15 protein-coding genes are annotated in these 19,384 nt (G+C 59.4%); 10 read left to right on the top strand and 5 right to left on the bottom strand.

What is annotated here, in order from left to right; genetic code table 11:
- Positions 1 to 22: 22 nt before the first annotated feature.
- Positions 23 to 493 carry a phosphate-starvation-inducible protein PsiE gene (locus NTD81_RS01135; RefSeq protein ID WP_262178558.1) on the bottom strand — a complete coding sequence of 157 codons (471 nt, stop codon included), beginning with the start codon at positions 491 to 493 and terminating at the stop codon, positions 23 to 25.
- Positions 494 to 914: 421 nt separating this feature from the next.
- On the opposite strand from NTD81_RS01135, the gene NTD81_RS01130 reads away from it, so the two are divergent.
- Positions 915 to 1,175 (top strand): YebG family protein, encoded by a 261-nt coding sequence (locus NTD81_RS01130; protein ID WP_262178556.1) that lies wholly within the window; start codon positions 915 to 917, stop codon positions 1,173 to 1,175.
- 176 nt (positions 1,176 to 1,351) lie between these two features.
- A complete protein-coding gene (locus NTD81_RS01125; RefSeq protein WP_262178554.1) occupies positions 1,352 to 2,155 on the top strand; it encodes a SirB1 family protein in 804 nt (267 codons plus the stop codon).
- A 1-nt stretch (position 2,156) separates the two neighbouring features.
- On the opposite strand, the gene NTD81_RS01120 is transcribed toward NTD81_RS01125, so the two are convergent.
- The 3 genes from NTD81_RS01120 to NTD81_RS01110 form a co-directional block, all read right to left on the bottom strand.
- Complete coding sequence (locus tag NTD81_RS01120) at positions 2,157 to 4,661, bottom strand: LuxR C-terminal-related transcriptional regulator (RefSeq protein WP_262178552.1); 2,505 nt, start codon at positions 4,659 to 4,661, stop codon at positions 2,157 to 2,159.
- Between the two features lie 160 nt (positions 4,662 to 4,821).
- The gene (locus NTD81_RS01115; protein ID WP_262178550.1) at positions 4,822 to 6,192 is read right to left on the bottom strand and encodes a DUF1329 domain-containing protein; all 1,371 of its coding nucleotides are present in this window, start codon (positions 6,190 to 6,192) and stop codon (positions 4,822 to 4,824) included.
- Between the two features lie 29 nt (positions 6,193 to 6,221).
- Complete coding sequence (locus NTD81_RS01110; RefSeq protein WP_262178548.1) at positions 6,222 to 7,997, bottom strand: DUF1302 domain-containing protein; 1,776 nt, start codon at positions 7,995 to 7,997, stop codon at positions 6,222 to 6,224.
- Positions 7,998 to 8,510: 513 nt separating this feature from the next.
- On the opposite strand from NTD81_RS01110, the gene gcvH reads away from it, so the two are divergent.
- From gcvH to gcvT, 5 genes are all read left to right on the top strand, one after another.
- Complete coding sequence (gene gcvH, locus NTD81_RS01105; RefSeq protein ID WP_262178546.1) at positions 8,511 to 8,894, top strand: glycine cleavage system protein GcvH; 384 nt, start codon at positions 8,511 to 8,513, stop codon at positions 8,892 to 8,894.
- Positions 8,895 to 8,903: 9 nt separating this feature from the next.
- Positions 8,904 to 11,756, top strand: a complete 2,853-nt coding sequence (gcvP, locus tag NTD81_RS01100; protein ID WP_262178544.1) for an aminomethyl-transferring glycine dehydrogenase — start codon at positions 8,904 to 8,906, stop codon at positions 11,754 to 11,756.
- A 141-nt stretch (positions 11,757 to 11,897) separates the two neighbouring features.
- Complete coding sequence (glyA, locus tag NTD81_RS01095) at positions 11,898 to 13,151, top strand: serine hydroxymethyltransferase (RefSeq protein WP_262178542.1); 1,254 nt, start codon at positions 11,898 to 11,900, stop codon at positions 13,149 to 13,151.
- 85 nt (positions 13,152 to 13,236) lie between these two features.
- Positions 13,237 to 14,613, top strand: coding sequence for an L-serine ammonia-lyase (locus NTD81_RS01090; RefSeq protein WP_262178540.1), 1,377 nt, complete (start codon positions 13,237 to 13,239; stop codon positions 14,611 to 14,613).
- A gap of 82 nt (positions 14,614 to 14,695) precedes the next feature.
- Positions 14,696 to 15,820 carry a glycine cleavage system aminomethyltransferase GcvT gene (gene gcvT, locus NTD81_RS01085; RefSeq protein ID WP_262178538.1) on the top strand — a complete coding sequence of 375 codons (1,125 nt, stop codon included), beginning with the start codon at positions 14,696 to 14,698 and terminating at the stop codon, positions 15,818 to 15,820.
- Between the two features lie 62 nt (positions 15,821 to 15,882).
- Here the strand turns inward: gcvT and NTD81_RS01080 are convergent, their stop codons facing one another.
- A complete protein-coding gene (locus tag NTD81_RS01080; RefSeq protein WP_262178536.1) occupies positions 15,883 to 17,016 on the bottom strand; it encodes a M14-type cytosolic carboxypeptidase in 1,134 nt (377 codons plus the stop codon).
- A gap of 209 nt (positions 17,017 to 17,225) precedes the next feature.
- Between NTD81_RS01080 and NTD81_RS01075 the strand changes: the two genes are divergently transcribed.
- From NTD81_RS01075 to NTD81_RS01065, 3 genes are all read left to right on the top strand, one after another.
- Positions 17,226 to 17,771, top strand: a complete 546-nt coding sequence (locus NTD81_RS01075) for a tetratricopeptide repeat protein (protein WP_262178534.1) — start codon at positions 17,226 to 17,228, stop codon at positions 17,769 to 17,771.
- Positions 17,772 to 18,070: 299 nt separating this feature from the next.
- Positions 18,071 to 18,826, top strand: coding sequence for a substrate-binding periplasmic protein (locus NTD81_RS01070; protein WP_262178532.1), 756 nt, complete (start codon positions 18,071 to 18,073; stop codon positions 18,824 to 18,826).
- 261 nt (positions 18,827 to 19,087) lie between these two features.
- Positions 19,088 to 19,300, top strand: a complete 213-nt coding sequence (locus NTD81_RS01065; RefSeq protein ID WP_262178530.1) for a hypothetical protein — start codon at positions 19,088 to 19,090, stop codon at positions 19,298 to 19,300.
- The last annotated feature ends 84 nt before the right edge of the window (positions 19,301 to 19,384 follow it).

Raw genomic sequence — 19,384 nt, 5'->3', positions numbered from 1 at the left:
AGCCGCGGGCCAGCGCCAAGCTTTATCTATCGACCTCATCGCCAACGGCTTCACCCGATGCATCAAGGGCCTTCGTCGAAGGGAATTTGTACGAGGCAAAACGTACGGCCAACACCGAAAGCGATAAGAGGAATATGCCACCACACAAATACAGCATGCCGATGCTGGGGGCATTGTGATGCGACACATCGCCGATCAAATAACGGGTTAACGCCGTGATGGCGATATAGAGCAGAAAGCGGATCGGCAAATGGTTAGTTTTAAAATAAATCCCCACCATCGCGCCCAGCTCTAGGTAAATAAAGAGCAGCAGGATGTCATCAATACTCGCCTGGCCCTTCTCGATCATGCCCATAAAAGCCATGACCGAAGCCCAAGCTGTCGCCGCGCCAATGGCAAACAAACCCAAATAGTGGAAACCCTCAACCATCAGGTTACCCATCGAGTTCGCGCTGTCATGCATACGCTTGCGGCTGGTATCTGCCCACTTCATGCTCTGTTACCTCGATTCAAAAACAATTATTGCCGGGCCTTGGCGCCGGTAGAACGTAGCGAACGAAGCCTCGACGCCCCCCAAGCCCCGTCTTAGTGCATGCCCCCCACAGAGCAGCCGCGACCCAGGCCCATCCGCCGTCTTGCCAGCAACCTGGCACAAACTTCAAACTGCACAAGCAACGAACAGGCCAGTGTCCTATGACGATTGTGCATACAGTCTAATGACATTACGCCATGTTTAATGAGGCTTGCGGCATCTCGCCGCGCCCCAGTCTTGCGCTCCAGAGCCCCGAAGCTGAGCTAGGGTTATGGCAGGCGCGCAATTGTGACTGTTCAAATCCTGGCAAGTGATCTATGCTCGCCATCACTGTATAAAAAACCAGCATAAACCCATTAGTGTGAAGGCGTAGAGGTGATGAATGGCCGTCGAAGTGGTGTATCGCAGCAGCCGGGATTTGGAGCGTTTATTTATGGATAAAGCCGAAGCCGACCGTCATGACAAGATGCTCGAACTGGCCGAACTGCTCACAGACGTGCTGCAAAAAGCCGTGCCTTCGCTCAGCGAAGAGCAAGGTGAAGAGCTGGGTATTTACATGGCGAAGAACCGCGACGTATTTGCCAAAGCCTTTAAAAATCAACCGGATGCTTTGAGCGAGCTGGGTAACCCTAGCGAAGAGTAAGAGCACCACAGCACTGTACAGCTAAGCCCTAGCCGACAGGGCTTAGCCGCATCACTCACGCCTACTCCCCCCTCAAGTGCAAGACTAAGCTGGCGCCAGTTAGATGCTTGGGCCGACTAAATACTGGACGCCATCCCCCGGCTTGGTTAAAAAGCTTGAGTCACCGGGAGATCGCCATGAATCCACGCGCGGCTTGTTTGGCTTGTGTACAGCAACAACCACCGGCACTGCTTGAGGCAGCGCTGTGGGTCGCGGCGGAACATCATCCCGGGCTTGAGCCTGAGCAGTGGCTTAGCCACTTCCGGCATTTGCAGCAGCAAATCAGCCATGGCCTGCCCATCCTGCCTGCCCACGAACTGGCGCAGCCGCTGCTGCGGCGCTTGAGTGAGCTGGATTTTCATGAAGAAGATGAGTGGCCGATGCGCCCGCAGGTCGCCCTGCTGCATGAGGTGCTCAGACGCCGCCGTGGGCAGCCATTATCGCTCGCCTTGATCGCCCTGGAAGCCGCTAAGGGCTTGGGCATTCCCCTGCAGGGCGTAGCTTTTCCCGGACATTTTTTGCTGCGCGTGCCCGGTGCCGACCACTTGCTCGACCCGTGCAGCGGCCGCCGCTTATACACCCGCGAATGCCGTGAGCTGCTGCAGCGACAACTGGGTAGCGACGCCGAGTTAAGCGCCAGCCATCTGCTCAGCTGCGATGCCCATAGCATGCTGCAGCGGCTATCGCGCAACCTGCGGCAACTGCATCTGCACGCCGATAACCCGCTGGCGGCGCTGCTCGACGCAGAGCGCGTGCTGCAACTCGGCCCGCCGAATACGGCCGATCATCTGGCGCGGGCGGATATCTATGAGCTACTCGATTGCCCGCAAGGCTCGCGTTTTGATCTGCAACATGCCCTGCTGCTATGCGATGACCCGGCGCAAAGCCTGCAACTGAGCCAGCGCCTGCGCCAGTTGGAACAACATGTGCCGTTGCACTGAGCTACAACACGCCTAATTCCTTGGCCTTGGCCACGGCCTGCGTGCGCCGGGCCACGCCCAACTTGCCGTTAATGCGCCGCGCATGGGTTTTTACCGTGTGCAGGGAAATAAACAGTTGCTCGGCGACCTCCTGATTGGACAGACCCTGGGCGATCAAGCGCAGCACCGCCAGCTCACGCCCGCTGAGGCCATGCTCATCAGTCCCCGGCGTCTGACTATGCTCAGCCGGCTCTACGCCACCCAAGCTAAACCATAAACAGACATAACCCAGGCGCTCGCGCAGAGCCTCGCCAGTCGCCTGGGCTTGCTCGGCGTTATGGCTGTCACCTTGAGCCGCGCATGCCCTCCCCAGCAATAACCACAGCTCGCAGGCTAAGGCCTGGCGCCCCTGACTGAGCACTTGGTTTAACAGCTGCTGCACACCCTCGCGCACGTCCACGCCCTGCAGCAAATCGAGCTGCAGCAAGAGCATCTCCAGGCGCGGAATCAGCTCAGGGAAATTCGGTGTCGGCAGGATCGCTTTGACCTTTTGCTTGTAGCTCAGCACCCGCGTCGCGGCTTCGCGCGCCCGCGCATAATGGCCCTGACTGATCCACAGATGGCTGCTGGCCAACAACAAGGTGCCACGGTACAGCGGCTCGCACACGTGCTGGCGCTGCATCAGACGCTCGGCCTCAGCCAAGCAGGCAAAGGCCGCGCCGATATCGCCCTGGACCATGGCCAGCTCGGCCTGCCCCAAATAACCGTGGAAGGCCATCGGATCACCAAAACTCAGGGCGCCCGCCAGACCAATGCGCAGTTGCTCTGCGGCTTCGGCACAGCGCCCCTGGCGCAACTGCAAACGGCCTAAACGCAGTTGCACCCGGGCCAATGCCGGTATGTTCGCCAGCGCTCCAGAACTGCTATCGAGCACCCGCAGCAGCAGTGCTTCGGCCCGCGCAAATTCGCCCCGGCATTCCAATAACAAGGCGTGATCCAGCTCCAGCAGGGCCTCAAACACCGCATTGCTATACCCGCGGGCTTGGCGCAGGGCTTCGTAGCTGAGCTTTTGCGCCTGCTCCAGATTGCCCTCGCCAATGGCCACCAGGGTTAAGACCGAGCGGCACATCAGCGCTTGCGCCCAAGCGCTCGGCGGTAGATTTTGCAGCGCTTCGAGCAGGTGGCTGCGGGTGTCGGCAGCGCACACCCGGCCAAAGGCGATGATGCCCTGCACCGCCTGCCAGTGGGCGAACAGCTCGCGGGTGCGGGGCGCATCGCTACGTGGCTGGAAGCGCGCCAGTTGATCAATGCACTGCTGCGCTTCATCCAATCGCCCCAGCAGCAACAGCACCCAGGCACTTTGCAGAATCAAGCGCGGCGTGCTGTACAGCAAGCTCTGCGGCAGCTCACTGCGCCAGCGCAAAATCAGCGGCAGGCTCTGCCCTTCCAGCACCTGCGCTTCGGTAAAACGTTCGAGGAAACTGCCGGCCACTTCCGGCTGACCGGCCAATAGCGCATGTTCCAAGGCATTGCGCAGATCACCCTGGCTGGCAAACCATTGGCTGGCGTACACATGCAAGGTGCTGCTGGTTTTGTGGTGCTGCTGGAGCAACGTGGCCAGCGGTCTAAACAGCTGCAACCAGCCTTTGCTGCCGTCTATTTCTTGGATAAAGACGCCGCGCTCGAGCAATTCGCGCAGCCACTGCGCGCCCTCACCGACACCGAATAAGTGCTCACACAAAAGCGGATTAAATTGCGTTAACTGCGCCAGCTGACACAGCACAGAGCGCAGCTCCTGCGGCAGGTTATGCAACACCTCACGCTCGACATACTCCAGCAGCAGGTGCTCATGCTCAGCCTCTACGCCCTCGCTCTGCGCCGCCAGCCACTTAAGCCGCAACGCGGCGGGCCAGCCCTGAGTTTGCTGATACAAGCGGCTGGCCCAGGCTGGGTTCGCGGTCTGTAACTGCGCCAGCCAGAGCCCCACTTCCGCCTCAATAAAGGCCAAGTCACTGGCCCCCATCTCGAGCAAATCACCCTCTAGCAACAAGCGCGACAGGTTGCACAGCGGCCGCCGCCGACTGCCCAGCCACCAACCCAGCGCATCGCTGCTGTGGCTCAGCAACTGCTCCAAATAGTGATCCACGGCCTGATTCGGCTGGGCCGGATAGTCATTGAGGAAGATCCACCAGCGCCGCGTTTCTTGCGCCACTTGCGCCAGCAGCTGATCCGCGTCAGTGCTGACATAGCCCAATGCGCCGGCTAATTGCTGGGCCAGTTGCTCGCGCGTTAAACCGGCGCCGTTCAGCCACAGCACATTGCAGCCCGCCGGGGCATGACGGGCGCAGTCGGCCAGCAGCACGGTCTTACCAAACCCGGCTGGGGCAATTAATAAGCGCAGACGGCAATCAGCCGCGAGCAACCGCTGTTGCAGGGCGGATCGGCCAATATGCCCCGGTGGTGGGCGTTGAATGGCGGCGTTGACGGGCCCATGGGCCGTTAACTGAGCAGACGGGAAAGCATTCATAACGGCTCGTTCTGATAGTTTTTGTGCGGAACCGAATACCCCTAGGCTACCCCTCAAGTAAGTTATGGCGCAACGCTATTGCCGCAACTGATTGCGGCCCATAAAAAAAGCGGCCCGTAGGCCGCTCAAATCACGATGCAAGGGATTGCTCGTTACGCCCTCAGCGCACGCCGGTGTTACGCAGCGCGGCTGGGGTGTAGTCGACGCTACTGGCCTTGAAACCGAAGTTATAGGCCGAGCGTTCTTCGTTCTTCATCCCCAGCGCCAGATAGCGGCCAGCGACCAAGTCATACAGGGCTTCCAAGGTGTAGCCCGGCACTTTGTGGTTGAAGTACTGCTGGGCGTGCCCTTCCGCCACGCGCCAGAGTTGACCGCGCCCATCGTAGTGATCGACCAACGACAGCTGCCAGGTATCCTCATCGAAATACATATGCCGCTTGGCGTAGATATGCCGCTCACCTTTCTTCAAGGTGGCAACCACTTCCCACACCCGGTGCAGCTCATAGCGAGTGTGGTCTTGGTTGATATGGCCGGCGCGGATGATGTCGTCGTACTTCAGGTTGGGTGAGTCGAGCTTGAAGCTGTTGTACGGGATGTACAGCTCCTTCTTGCCGATCAACTGCCAGTCGTAACGATCCGGCGCCCCAGAGAACATGTCGAAGTTATCGGCGGTGCGCATGCCATCGGCAGCAGTGCCTGGACCGTCATAGGCCACCTGCGGTGCACGACGCACACGGCGCTGGCCAGCGTTGTAGATCCACGCCAAGCGCGGTTCCTTCACCTGGTCGATGGTTTCGTGCACCAGCAGCACGTTACCGGCCAGACGCGACGGCGCTGTCACTCGCTGCTTGAAGTACAGCAGCACGTTCTCGCCTTTGCCGGGCTCACGATCGCTCATCTCGGCCGGATAGGCCACCTCGTCTTCAAACCGCACCAAGCTGTACGAGCCGTTCACCTGCGGCGTGGCCTGGGCCACGGTGCGCCGGGTGTTACCGCCGTGATAGCGAGTGATGTGGTTCCACACCACCTCGATGCCATCCTTAGGAATGGGGAAGGCGTAATAGCGGCTGTCGTTAAAGTTACGCAGGCCGTTACCGCCATCCACTGCGGAGGTTTTCAGTGCGCTGGTTTTCGCAGCAGCGTAGATCGCATCAGGCACAGCGGCCGTGCGATGGCTCGGATACACAGGGATTTTGTAGCTCTCTGGATAACGCTTAAACAGCGCCACTTGGCCCGGCGACAGCTTGCTTTGGTACTGCTCAAGGTTGGCAGCGGTGATGGTGAACAGCGGCTGCTCGGCGGCGAACGGATCGGCCAGGAAGCCTTTGCTGTCGACTGCCGCGGCCGTGGTGCTGAGGCCGCCGGTCCAGGCTGGGATGCTGCCATCAGCATTGCCCGCCATCTCGGCGCCCAGCGGGGTCAGGGTGACGCCCAATTGCGCGGCTTCTTGCTCGCTGACGGCCGCCATCACGCTACCCGCCAACAGACTCAGGGACAGCGCTGCCGCTTGCAGGATGTTTGTGTTTTTCATACTGGAAAAATCCTTTAGCACTGCGTTGATCAGAAGTTCACACCGAAGCTCAGCGCCACGAAGTCACGGTCGACGCTGGTGTTGTAGTCACCGCCAAAAAAGTCGGTGTAGCTGAGGCTGGCGCTGTAGGTGTTTTTGTAGTCCGCGTTAAGACCCAGGCTGATGGCCTTGCTGCCTTCGGTGAAGTTCGGCCCGTAACCGTCAACGTCGTGCGACCAGGCCACACTTGGGCTTAGGTTGATGCCGGCAAACACGTTGTTGTAGTCCAGGTTGGCGCGCGCGCGATAACCCCAGGAGCTGCTGGTGTAGAAGCCATGGGAGTTACATTCCGACGGTTTGGCCGCGTTCAAACTGCCAGTACAGATGCTCGCCGGCACCGGCAACTCACCCATGCCATACACCGCATCGCGGCCAAAGCGCAGGTCGCCGAGGTCGTTACTGATACCGCTGATGTGGTTGTAGCCCACCTCACCGACCAAGGTCAGACGGCTGGCACCGAGAACCCGATCGAAAAACTTCACCGCCGAGATTTGCCCTTGGGTGACCGGTTTGCGCTCGTAACCTTTGATATAGGCACCGGGTACGTTTTGCGCGGAGCCACTGGTGAACACCGGCGAGAACGGCAGGCCCAAGGAGCCGAAGGTCAGGTCGGTGGAGTTAAGCGACAGCGGCATATTCGGCCGATAACTCAGCTCACCGGCCACGGCCACGCCTTCGATATTGGTCTGGAAGCTCAAGCCATACAGACGAATATCCTCTGGGTATTCGAGGAAGTAACTGGCGTAAGGGGCACCGGGAATAAAGCTCGCCGAAGGCCGGGTGCTGACGCTAAAGCTGCCGCTCGGCATGCGGCTGTGGTAGTTCATGGCGTACAGGCCGAACTCGGTGTCATTCAGCGACTCGGCAAACCAGCGCAGGGCCACGCCGAACTGACCGCTGTCACGGGCATCACGATCGCCGGCACGGGGGACATAGATCGGGTTGCCCGGCGCGCCGGTATTGTTCGAAAGCCCAGGCGCCACATCGGCACCAAACACCGCGAGACGATCATCACAGCCATCGGCAGCGGTGTCGGAGCCGGCGAAGAACGTACCGCAGTTATCCACCACGGTCTGATCCCACTCCAACTGGTAGAAGGCTTCCATGCTCAGGCTGTCGGTCAGGCTTTGCGAGACATAGAGCATGTTGACCGGAATCAAACCCTCTTTAATTTCCGCGCCAGGACGGCGGAAAGCGGCCACGTCGATGGGGTTGATGGTGTTGATTGAGTTGCCGATAAAGGTGCTCTCGCCCCAGCTCACCACCTGTTTACCGACGCGCACACTGCCGGGCAAACCAGCGATGCTGTAGTTGTGATAGACGAAGGCATCGAGGATTTCCGCACCCGAGGATTGCGCGGCGGTTTTGCGGTTGTGATCGTCGATGTCATAGAGCAGACGACTTTCGTCTTTGGTTTCGAAGTCGTACCAGTATTTACCGCGGATAAATACGCCGCTGTCGCCGTACTTCAGCTCCAGGTCGTGGATACCCTTAAAGATCTTGGAAAAGGTTTCACCCTTTTTGAAGTTCAGCCGGCCATCGTCACTGGTTTGCGAAGAGGCCTTGCCGCCGTTGCGGGTGCCGACCAAGTCCGGGTCTGCCCCACGCAGCCCCCAACTAGCGCCCACGGACAGTGCGGAGTCGAACTGCACTTCGACCTCACCCAGATTGAATTGAACGGCCTGGACAGGCGCAGCGCAGATCAGCGAAATGGCGAACGCCAATACGCTGGGCTGCAAGGTGGCATGTCTTTTTGTTGTTGTCATGCGGCACTCCTGGAGAGCGTGGTTTCGTGTTGAAAGGCCAAACTAACCACGACGCGCCAGAGGGTTAAGCGCCCGAAAGAGGTATTTGCGCTTCATTCCAAAGAGTGAATCAGGCTCTACAGCGGCCCACGGCGGGGGCTGCATGGGTCAAAGCAATAATGCTTTATGGCTGTGATGAATAAGCCCTACCTCACCCAAAACAGGATTTATGACCATAACGCCATCACTCGTATCATTTTCAATACACCGTATCGAAAGCGACACAAAGCATTCAACCCGCGACCTCTGCGCCTTTGCCTGACGACCTCAAGTCCAACCCTACCCAAGCGTATCGAAATCGTTACGAAGCGCACTGAGTAAGTAACCGCAAAACAAAGCTAAACCATTGATTTTTCTGGGACAAAGCATAATGGCACCTACCTTGCTAAGGGTATTGGATTCGTTGTCCGCCACATTGACCGGACATCAGCACACCGCCTGGCCAACTGGGCGAGCCACTACTAAGGAACTGCTATGAGCGAATTGCGTTTTACTGTTGAGCACGAATGGCTGCGCGCCGATGCCGATGGTCTGGTTACCGTGGGCATCACTGCTTACGCCCAAGAGGCCTTGGGTGACGTAGTGTTTGTGCAACTGCCAGAAACGCAGAGCTATGGCGCCGGCGATGAAGTCGCCGTGCTGGAATCGGTCAAAGCTGCTAGCAACATCACCATGCCGCTGGACGGTGAAGTGGTAGAAATCAACCCTGAGCTGGAAGCCAGCCCCGAGCTGGTCAATGCGGATCCACTGGGTAAAGGCTGGTTCTTCCGCTTCCGCCCAACCGAGGCCAGCGCTATCGACGGCCTGCTCGACCAAGCCGGTTACGACCGCCTGTTAAACGCCAACGCCGACGCCTGAGACCCAGTCATGACCAAGCTGACCACCCATAACGAATTTATCGCCCGGCACATCGGCCCGCGTGCTGCGGACACCGCCGCCATGCTTGAGCTGCTGGGTTTCTCCAGCATCGACGCACTGACCGATAAGGTCATCCCGGACAGCATCAAGGGCAGCAGCGTGCTGGGCAACCAGCCTGGCCTGTCGGAAGCCGAGGCGCTGGCCACCATCAAAGGTATCGCCAGCCTCAATAAGCAGTTCAAAAGCTATATCGGCCAAGGCTACTACGGCACCCTGACACCGAGCCCAATCCTGCGTAACCTGCTGGAAAACCCAGCCTGGTACACCGCTTACACGCCGTATCAGCCAGAGATTTCCCAAGGCCGCCTGGAAGCGCTGCTGAACTTCCAAACCCTGATCAGCGACCTTACTGGCATGCAGATCGCCAACGCCTCGCTGCTCGACGAAGCCACCGCCGCTGCCGAAGCCATGACCTTCTGCAAACGCCTGTCGAAAAACAAAGCCAGCCAGCAATTCTTCGCCTCCCAACATTGCCACCCGCAAACCCTCGACGTGCTGCGCACCCGTGCCGAGCCGCTGGGCATTGAAGTGGTGGTTGGCGATGAAGCGACGCTGAGCGATGTCAGCGCCTACTTCGGCGCCCTGCTGCAATACCCAGCCAGCAATGGCGACATCTTCGATTACCGCGAGCTGGTCGAGCGCTTCCACGGCGTCGGCGCCTTGGTCGCCGTGGCCGCTGACCTGCTGTCCCTGACCCTGCTGACTCCGCCGGGCGAATTCGGTGCCGACGTGGCCCTGGGCAGCGCCCAGCGCTTTGGCGTGCCACTGGGCTTCGGTGGCCCGCACGCGGCCTACTTCGCCACTCGCGATGCGTTCAAGCGCGATATGCCGGGCCGCCTGGTCGGCATGTCGATCGACCGTTTCGGCAAGCCGGCGCTGCGTTTGGCCATGCAAACCCGCGAACAGCACATCCGCCGCGAGAAGGCCACCAGTAACATCTGTACCGCCCAAGTGCTGCTGGCCAACATCGCCAGCATGTACGCGGTGTACCACGGCCCCAAAGGTCTGGTGCAGATCGCCGAGCGCATCCATGCCTTCACCGCCATCACTGCCCGCGGCCTCAAGGCCCTGGGCTACAGCGTTGAGCAAAGCCACTTCTTCGACACCCTGAGCATCGCCACCGGCAGCCGTACTGCGCAGCTGCACGAGCAAGCCCGCGCAGCGGGCATCAACCTGCGCCAGATCGATGGCGAGCGTCTGGGCCTGTCCCTCGACGAAACTACCGATCAAGCGGCGGTTGAAGGCCTGCTCGCGCTGTTCGCCGACGGCAAAGCCGCACCGGCCTTTGAGAGTTTGGCGGCGGCTAACACCCGCCAACTGCCACAAGCCCTGCTACGGCAATCGGCGATTCTTGAACACCAGGTGTTCAACCGTTACCACAGCGAAACCGAGCTGATGCGCTACCTGCGCAAGCTGGCCGACAAAGACCTGGCGCTGGATCGCAGCATGATTCCGCTGGGCTCGTGCACCATGAAGCTCAACGCCGCCAGCGAAATGCTGCCGATCACCTGGCCCGAGTTTGGCAACCTGCACCCCTTCGCTCCGGCGGAACAAAGCCAGGGCTACAGCCAACTGACCCGCGAGCTGGAAGCCATGCTCTGCGCAGCCACCGGTTACGACGGCATCTCCCTGCAGCCCAACGCCGGCTCCCAAGGTGAGTACGCAGGCCTGCTGGCCATCCGCGGCTACCACCTCAGCCGTGGCGACGATCAGCGCGATATCTGCCTGATCCCGCAATCGGCCCACGGCACCAACCCTGCCACCGCCAGCATGGCCGGTATGCGGGTGGTGGTGACGGCCTGTGACAGCAAAGGCAACGTCGACATCGCCGACCTCAAGGCCAAGGCCGAAGAGCACCGCGAGCGTCTGGCTGCGCTGATGATCACCTACCCGTCGACCCACGGCGTGTTTGAAGAAGGCATCCGCGAAATCTGTCAGATCATTCACGACAACGGCGGCCAGGTGTACATCGACGGCGCCAACATGAACGCCATGGTCGGCCTGTGCGCCCCAGGCCAGTTTGGCGGCGACGTCTCGCACCTCAACCTGCACAAAACCTTCTGCATCCCCCACGGCGGTGGCGGCCCAGGCGTCGGCCCAATCGGCGTCAAGGAACACCTGATTCCGTTCCTGCCCGGCCATGGCAACATGGCCCGTAAGGAAGGGGCGGTCAGCGCCGCGCCGTTCGGCAGCGCCAGCATCCTGCCGATCACCTGGATGTACATCAGCATGATGGGCGGCGAAGGCCTGAAGCGCGCCTCGCAAATGGCCATTCTCAACGCCAACTACATCGCCCGCCGTCTGGAAGAACACTACCCAGTGCTCTACTCCGGCAGCAACGGTCTGGTGGCCCACGAATGCATCCTGGATATTCGCCCGATCAAAGACACAAGCGGCATCAGCGTCGATGACGTGGCCAAGCGCCTGATCGACTTCGGCTTCCACGCCCCGACCATGTCCTTCCCAGTGGCCGGCACGCTGATGATCGAGCCAACCGAAAGCGAATCCAAGGAAGAACTGGACCGCTTCTGCGACGCCATGATCGCCATCCGCAACGAGATTCGTGCAGTGGAAAGCGGCGCCCTGGATGCCACCGACAATCCGCTGAAAAACGCCCCGCACACCGCGCTGGAGCTGACCGGCGAGTGGACTCACCCCTACAGCCGCGAACAGGCGGTGTACCCCGTGGCGAGCCTGATCGACGGTAAGTACTGGCCGCCCGTGGGCCGCGTGGACAACGTGTTTGGCGACCGCAACCTGGTCTGCGCCTGCCCGTCCATCGAGGCCTATCAGGACGCCTAAGGCCTGCGCGAGCTAACCACTTAGGTGCGGCTTGCCCAACCGGCTGGCCCGCCTAAGCGGGTATCACCCCAGAATTTTGACTCACCCCTCAACGGGGCGGGTCCGCCGTATCCGCCCGAATAACCCATGAGGGAGCGACCTATGTTCAGCAAGCACGATCAACTGCAAGGTTACGACGACGCCCTGCTCGCCGCGATTAACGCCGAAGAGCTGCGTCAGGAAGACCATATCGAGCTGATTGCCTCGGAAAACTATTGCAGCCAGCGCGTCATGCAAGCGCAAGGCAGCGGCCTGACCAACAAGTACGCCGAAGGCTATCCGGGCAAGCGTTACTACGGTGGCTGCGAGCATGTGGATAAGGTCGAACAGCTGGCCATCGAGCGCGCCAAGCAGTTGTTCGGCGCTGACTACGCCAACGTCCAGCCGCACTCCGGCTCCTCGGCCAACAGCGCGGTGTACCTGGCCCTGCTCAATGCCGGCGACACCATTCTCGGTATGAGCCTGGCCCACGGCGGCCACCTGACCCACGGCGCCAAGGTGTCGTCCTCGGGCAAGCTGTACCACGCGGTGCAATACGGCATCGACGAGCAAGGTTTGATCGACTACGACGAAGTTGAGCGCTTGGCCGTTGAGCATCAGCCGAAGATGATCGTCGCCGGCTTCTCGGCCTACTCGCGCACCCTCGACTTCGCGCGTTTCCGCGCCATTACCGATAAAGTCGGCGCGCTGCTGTTTGTCGATATGGCCCACGTCGCGGGCTTGGTGGCAGCCGGTCTGTACCCCAACCCGATTCCCTTCGCTGATGTGGTCACCACCACCACCCACAAAACCCTGCGCGGTCCACGGGGTGGTCTGATCCTGGCCAAGGCCAACGAAGAGATCGAGAAGAAGCTCAACTCGGCGGTATTCCCCGGTGCCCAAGGCGGTCCGCTGATGCACGTGATCGCCGGCAAAGCCGTGTGCTTTAAAGAGGCACTGGAGCCCAGCTTCAAAACCTATCAACAGCAGGTGATCAACAACGCCCGCGCCATGGCCGAGGTGTTTGTCGGGCGCGGCTACGACGTGGTTTCCGGTGGCACTGACAACCACCTGATGCTGATCAGTCTGGTTAAGCAGGGCCTCACCGGCAAGGCTGCTGACGCGGCGTTGGGCGACGCCCATATCACCGTCAACAAGAACGCCGTGCCGAATGACCCGCAGTCCCCCTTCGTCACCTCGGGCATCCGCATCGGTACTCCGGCGGTGACCACTCGCGGTTTTAAAGAAGGCGAATGCCGCGAGCTGGCCGGCTGGATCTGCGACATTCTCGATGAAATCGACAACCCGGAAGTGATCAGCCGTGTACGCGGTCAGGTCAGCGATCTGTGCCGCACCTTCCCGGTTTACGCCGCCTGAGTCAGACCTTGTTATCGCGCGCCGGCGGTTATCCACTGCCCCGCGTCAGGCCGGCCCATAAGGCCGGCCGCTTATGGAGTCCAATATGTCCTTGAGTGTGTTTGATCTGTTCAAAATCGGCATTGGCCCCTCCAGCTCCCACACTGTAGGCCCGATGCGCGCCGCTGCGCGGTTTGTCGAAGGCCTGCGCCGCGAAAATCTGCTGGCCGCCACCCACAGCATCAAAGCCGAACTCTATGGCTCCCTAGGCGCCACCGGTAAAGGTCACGGCAGCGATAAGGCGGTATTGCTCGGGCTCGAAGGCGCGCATCCCGATAGCGTCGACACCAGCACTATCGAGGCGCGCTTGGCGGCGATTCGCGCCAATAAAAGCCTGAACCTGCTGGGTGAAAAAACCATTCGCTTTGTCGAAAAAGAACACCTGGCGATGATTCGTAAAGCCTTGCCCTATCACCCCAACGGCATGATTTTTCGCGCCTTTGATCAAGCCGGTCTGCAAGTGCGCAGCCGCGAGTATTACTCGGTGGGCGGCGGCTTTGTGGTGGATGACGAAGCGGCCGGCGCCGACCGCATCGTCGAAGACCAAACGCCGCTGACCTATCCTTTCACCACCGGCAAACAACTGCTGGAACACTGCCAGCAGCACAACCTGAGCATCAGCCAACTGATGCTGGCCAACGAAGCCGCGTGGCGCCCGGAAGCCGAAACCCGCGCCGGTCTCTTGCGCATCTGGCAAGTGATGCAGGACTGCGTCGAGGCTGGCTGTCGAAACGAGGGCATCATGCCCGGCGGGCTCAAGGTCAAACGCCGCGCCGCCGCCCTGCACCGGCAGCTGTGCAAGAACCCCGAAGCCAGTTTGCGTGATGCCTTAAGCGTGCTCGATTGGGTCAACCTCTACGCCCTGGCAGTCAATGAAGAAAACGCCAGCGGCGGCCGCGTGGTCACTGCGCCCACCAACGGCGCCGCCGGGATCGTGCCGGCGGTGCTGCATTACTACAGCCGCTTTATCCCTGGCGCCAATGACGATGGCGTGGTGCGCTTTCTGCTCACCGCCGCGGCCATCGGCATTCTGTACAAAGAAAACGCCTCGATCTCCGGCGCCGAAGTCGGCTGCCAGGGTGAAGTCGGGGTGGCCTGCTCGATGGCCGCCGGTGCCCTGTGTGAAGTCTTAGGCGGCAGCGTGGCGCAGGTCGAGAACGCCGCCGAGATCGGCATGGAACATAACCTGGGGCTGACCTGCGACCCCATCGGCGGCCTCGTACAGGTGCCCTGCATCGAGCGCAATGCCATGGGCTCGATCAAGGCCATCAACGCCGCACGCATGGCCCTGCGTGGCGACGGTCAGCACTTCGTATCGCTGGATAAAGTCATCCGCACCATGCGCCAGACCGGCGCCGACATGAATAACAAATACAAAGAAACCGCCCGCGGCGGCCTGGCCGTCAACATCATCGAATGCTGATCGCGGTTTCCATCCACAACCCTTGCCGCACGCGTCAGTTGCGTGCGGCGCAAGCTAATCACTCAGCACTTTGGAGAAGCGCATGACCACCGAAAACCTGGCGAAAACCCCGCTGCATGCCCTGCACCTAGAACTCGGCGCACGCATGGTGCCTTTCGCCGGCTACGACATGCCAGTGCAGTACCCCCTGGGCGTGATGAAAGAACACCTGCACAGCCGCGAGCAAGCCGGCCTGTTCGACGTGTCGCACATGGGCCAGATCGTGCTGCGTGGTGCAGGCGCAGCCAAGGCCCTGGAAACCCTGGTGCCGGTCGACATCCTCGACCTGCCCGTGGGCATGCAGCGCTACGCCATGTTCACCGATGCCCAGGGCGGCATCCTCGATGACCTGATGGTCGCCAACCTGGGCAACGACACCCTGTTCTTGGTGGTCAACGCCGCCTGTAAAGATCAGGACCTGGCTCACCTGCAACAACACATCGGCGACCAGTGCCAGATCGAAAGCCTGTTCGAGAGCCGCGCCCTGCTCGCCCTGCAAGGCCCGCAAGCGGTGACCGTGCTCAGCCGCCTGGCACCTGAAGTGGCCAAAATGACCTTCATGCAGTTCGCCCCCGTGCGCCTGCTGGATGTGGACTGCTACGTCAGCCGCTCGGGTTACACCGGCGAAGATGGTTTTGAAATCTCCGTGCCTAACGCGCAAGCCGAAACCCTGGCCCGCCGCCTGCTGGCCGAACCCGAAGTGCAGGCCATTGGCCTTGGCGCGCGGGACTCGCTGCGCCTGGAAGCCGGTCTGTGCCTCTATGGCCACGACATGAGCAGCAGCACCACACCGATCGAAGCCAGCCTGCTGTGGGCCATCTCCAAGGCGCGTCGCGCGGATGGCGCCCGTGCCGGCGGCTTCCCCGGCGCCGAGCAGATCTTCGCCCAGCAACAACAAGGCGTGGCCAGCAAGCGCGTGGGCCTGCTGCCGCAAGAGCGGGTGCCGGTGCGTGAAGGTGCCGAAATTGTCGATGCCGACGGCCAGGTGATTGGCGTCGTGACCAGCGGTGGCTTTGGCCCAACCCTCGGCGCCCCCGTGGCCATGGGCTATGTGCAAACCGCCCATAACGCGCTGGACAGCGACGTGTGGGCCATCGTGCGCGGCAAGCGCGTAGCGATGAAAGTGGCAAAAAGCCCATTTGTGCCGCAGCGTTACTATCGCGGCTAAGCCGGCCTGTTAGGCACTGCGCCGCTGTTTAAGCGGCGCAGTGTTTTATCGGAGCATTCGGCTCAGTCGCGCAACTGACCGACCATCACAGCCAATACGCTAAGCACATCCTGCCCCAACTGTTTCGAGCGCGCACCGCTCCAGCCGGTCTTCGGATTGGGTCGGTCATCGTGATCCTTAAATGGCATCTCGATGGTCAACGCCAAGCAATCAAACTCTAAGCCCACCGCATTGGCCGCCAGACTGGTATTGGCCTCGCCAAACTGATTCGGCGTATAACCAAACAGGGTTTGAAACTCGGCGCCTTGATCCACCAACAAACGCTGAAAATCACTCTCAAGCTTGGCTAAGCGCGGACTAAAGCCTGGGTTGCCCGAGCAACCGGCGGTAAACACATGGGGGATTTCTTCGTCACCATGGATATCCAGAAACAGGTCAACGCCCACCGCGCGCATCTGCTGCTGAACGAAGTACACCTCAGGGCTGCGCTCAGGGCTGGCAGTCTGCCAAGCACGGTTAAGGTCCTGGCCGGCCATGTTGGTCCGTAGATGGCCATGGAACGCACCATCGGGGTTCATATTCGGTACCAGATAAAAATCCGCTTGCTCAAGCAAAGCATGCAGCTCGTCATCCCCCTCTAACTGCAAGCGCTCGAGCAAACCCTGCATAAACCATTCGGCCATGTGTTCGCCGGGGTGCTGCTGGGCCGTGATCCAAATTTTGCGCTGCGCCTGCGCATTGCGGCTGATGCGCAGCAGCTCAATATCACGGCCTTCAATACTTTTACCGACGGCAAACAACTCAGCACCAGCCAGGGTGCGCGCATCCTCGATCAGGTTTTGGTGGCGGGCACGGCTGTAGGGTTCAAAGTAGGCAAAGCAGATTTGCTCATGCTCAGGCGCAATGGCAAAGCTCAGTACGCCGTCATTGAACTGGCTGGGCACACGAAACCAGTTCTGCTGATCATAGGACGCCACCGCATGATAATCCTGCCAGCCAGCGGGATAGGAAGACTGCCCGGCATTGGTCAAACTAAAGCCATACTGTTGGCCGACCTTGAGCCCCGCGACCTTAAAGTGAAACCACTGAAAGTGGCCACTGTGACTATCCGGACGGATGGCCAAACGCACATCTTGCGGGTTGCTGCTGTCGAGGACGTTGATATTGCCACTGTCAAAATCTGCGCTGATTTGCATGCTGCGCCCTACCACCTAAATAAAGTATCAAGGCTTAGAATCGCAGCTCTGCGCAGGCAGTTAAATGCTAAATGCGACAAACTGCTATGCATTCAGCCCTGGTCTAGAGCGGCGCAGCGCCGCACCTGAATAAATAAGGCAACTTGCCGGCCGTAATAGAGTCTGTGGCTATTACAACGCTTTAACTTTGCCTAAGGAACACTCTGCCCATGCGTTTAATTCATTCATTAACTCTGCCCATTTTGCTCAGCGGTGCCGTGCTCCTCAGCGCCTGTAGCAGCAACCCTGAGCACCCGGCGACAGAGCCCACGGCGACAGCGAATGCTGAGCAAACCCAAACCCAGCAAAACATCCCCCCTGCCCTGCTACAACAAGCGCAACAGGGCGACCTCGACAGCCAATTCCAGTTAGGCAGCCTGTACTTTTCCGGCAAGCCGCAAAAAGATCTCAAACAAGCGGAGTACTGGTGGAAACAAGCGGCTGACAAAGGCCACTCCATGGCGGCTGTAAGCCTGGCCTACCTCTATACCGGCCGCGATAACCCCGAGCTCAGCAATTCCGTGCTGATGCTCAAATACCTCAACCAGTCCGCCTCGGCCGGTAACCCAATGGCCCAGCATATTCTCGGCACCCTCTACCTGCGTGGCGAACAAGGCGTACCGCAGGACAGCGCCCAGGCCAGGCGCTTGTTCCAAAGCGCCTGTCAACAAAACTATCCGGCCAGCTGCAAAGCCCTAGGCGACCAGCCGCAGTAATCCCATCCACTATTGGCTGCCCATAAGCTTGAGCAGCCAATAGTTAGACCTAAGCCCAATCAGCGCCACTCCCGCCCGCTTGCCTTGATTCTATTGCCCGCATTATCTGCAGCCACGCCAATGGCGCTGCGCCGGGCTGCTAGTGCACGGAAAATAAAAATATCCTGCAAATGTTTTGGAACCTTGGTACAACATCAACTCCAAGCGCCTGACCAACCAACGCCAACACATTGAACGCCCAGCGCTGGGTTGGAATTTACGCCACCCAAGATGCGGCCTTAGATGTTAAGGATTGAGCCGTGTCGTTGTGTAGCAGACTGTTAGTCCTCTACCTGATGCTCGCCCCAAGCGCTGGGGCGGCCACAGCGCTGCACTTTGTGACGGAGGAATTTCCGCCCTTCAGCTACTCCCGAGGCACTCAAGCCAGCGGCGCTTTATCCGAAATCGTCAACCTCACCTGCTTTACCTTGCAGTGGCAATGCAGCATTGAAGTATGGCCCTGGCGACGCGCACTACAAATGGCTGAGAACGGAGAAGTTGATGGCATTTTTACAGTTATTGATTCTCATCAACGGCGTGACGCATTTAATATCACACCGATGTTAGTGCAGAGTGGTTATGACTTTTACACCACCCGCGCTAGTAGTTTTCTTTATCAAAGTCCGAGTGATTTACAAGGTCATATAGTGGGGGTTTACGGCCCCTCGGGGACCTCCTTGGTACTTCAGGACAAACTGCGTAATGTGCCTAATGTTGATATTCAACTGATCACCAACAATCAGCGTTTATTACTCATGTTGCATGCTGGCCGTTTTGGCACTAAAGGCGTAGTGGTATTAAACCAAGACGTTGCCAGGCACCTGATTGAGCACGAGCAGCTGTACGCTCTACGACATGCCGGGCATCTCTCAGGAATCGCCTACGGCATAGGATTTTCAAGGCTTAGAGTACCTAAAGAGGTGTTTGAAAGGTTCACCCAGCAGCTCCTGATACTGCGCCAAAACGGGCAAATAGAGACCATTGTCAAGCGCTATGGACTGCAAATGGCACACTAAGTAATTGGCAGTTTTCCAACTAGTGAGCCATAATTAGCGGGGCGTGCTTGAGCAGCTTGGTCACAGTGCTAAGTATCTTGCTCAAACCTGCTAAAAACAGCCCAACTTATAAGCGCAGGGTAGCTTTCAGAATTCTCCGAGTTACCCGCACCATATAAGTGCAAAGCTGAGTAGTGAATAAGCAAACAACCTTTTCGGTTATTCGTGGTGGCCTAATAACACTTGGCCTAGTAACCAACACAAGTTCAAACAGGTAATTAAGTGAATAAAGACGAACTGCGCGCCGAATTAGAGCGCCAGGCGCAGCGCTTTCAAGACGTTTACGGTGGCGAAGTAGTGACTTATGCCGCGCAACCCGATCCCGAACGCAAGCCTTGGCGCAAGAAGTCCACGGTCATGGATCAGGTCTTCGCCAAAGAGCTGGTCAAGATCGAAAAAGAGCTGCAAGAAAAACACGCCGACGATCAAGACTAAGCCTAGGCCCGTTGCGGGCCCAGCACTGTAGCTGCACGGTTTAAGCCGAGCCAGGCTGCAACAAGCACCATAGCGGTGCATCTT

Source organism: Pseudomonas sp. 5P_3.1_Bac2 (genome assembly GCF_025465995.1).
Lineage (GTDB): Bacteria > Pseudomonadota > Gammaproteobacteria > Pseudomonadales > Pseudomonadaceae > Aquipseudomonas.
The sequence above is the reverse complement of the archived record's forward strand: the minus strand, read 5'-3'. Positions and strand labels throughout refer to the sequence as shown.

Bases quoted from the DNA above. Each gene is read 5' to 3' on its own strand.
- NTD81_RS01135 (WP_262178558.1), bottom strand. From the start codon at position 493: ATGAAGTGGGCAGATACCAGCCGCAAGCGTATGCATGACAGCGCGAAC.
- NTD81_RS01130 (WP_262178556.1), top strand. From the start codon at position 915: ATGGCCGTCGAAGTGGTGTATCGCAGCAGCCGGGATTTGGAGCGTTTA.
- NTD81_RS01125 (WP_262178554.1), top strand. From the start codon at position 1,352: ATGAATCCACGCGCGGCTTGTTTGGCTTGTGTACAGCAACAACCACCG.
- NTD81_RS01120 (WP_262178552.1), bottom strand. From the start codon at position 4,661: ATGAATGCTTTCCCGTCTGCTCAGTTAACGGCCCATGGGCCCGTCAAC.
- NTD81_RS01115 (WP_262178550.1), bottom strand. From the start codon at position 6,192: ATGAAAAACACAAACATCCTGCAAGCGGCAGCGCTGTCCCTGAGTCTG.
- NTD81_RS01110 (WP_262178548.1), bottom strand. From the start codon at position 7,997: ATGACAACAACAAAAAGACATGCCACCTTGCAGCCCAGCGTATTGGCG.
- gcvH (WP_262178546.1), top strand. From the start codon at position 8,511: ATGAGCGAATTGCGTTTTACTGTTGAGCACGAATGGCTGCGCGCCGAT.
- gcvP (WP_262178544.1), top strand. From the start codon at position 8,904: ATGACCAAGCTGACCACCCATAACGAATTTATCGCCCGGCACATCGGC.
- glyA (WP_262178542.1), top strand. From the start codon at position 11,898: ATGTTCAGCAAGCACGATCAACTGCAAGGTTACGACGACGCCCTGCTC.
- NTD81_RS01090 (WP_262178540.1), top strand. From the start codon at position 13,237: ATGTCCTTGAGTGTGTTTGATCTGTTCAAAATCGGCATTGGCCCCTCC.
- gcvT (WP_262178538.1), top strand. From the start codon at position 14,696: ATGACCACCGAAAACCTGGCGAAAACCCCGCTGCATGCCCTGCACCTA.
- NTD81_RS01080 (WP_262178536.1), bottom strand. From the start codon at position 17,016: ATGCAAATCAGCGCAGATTTTGACAGTGGCAATATCAACGTCCTCGAC.
- NTD81_RS01075 (WP_262178534.1), top strand. From the start codon at position 17,226: ATGCGTTTAATTCATTCATTAACTCTGCCCATTTTGCTCAGCGGTGCC.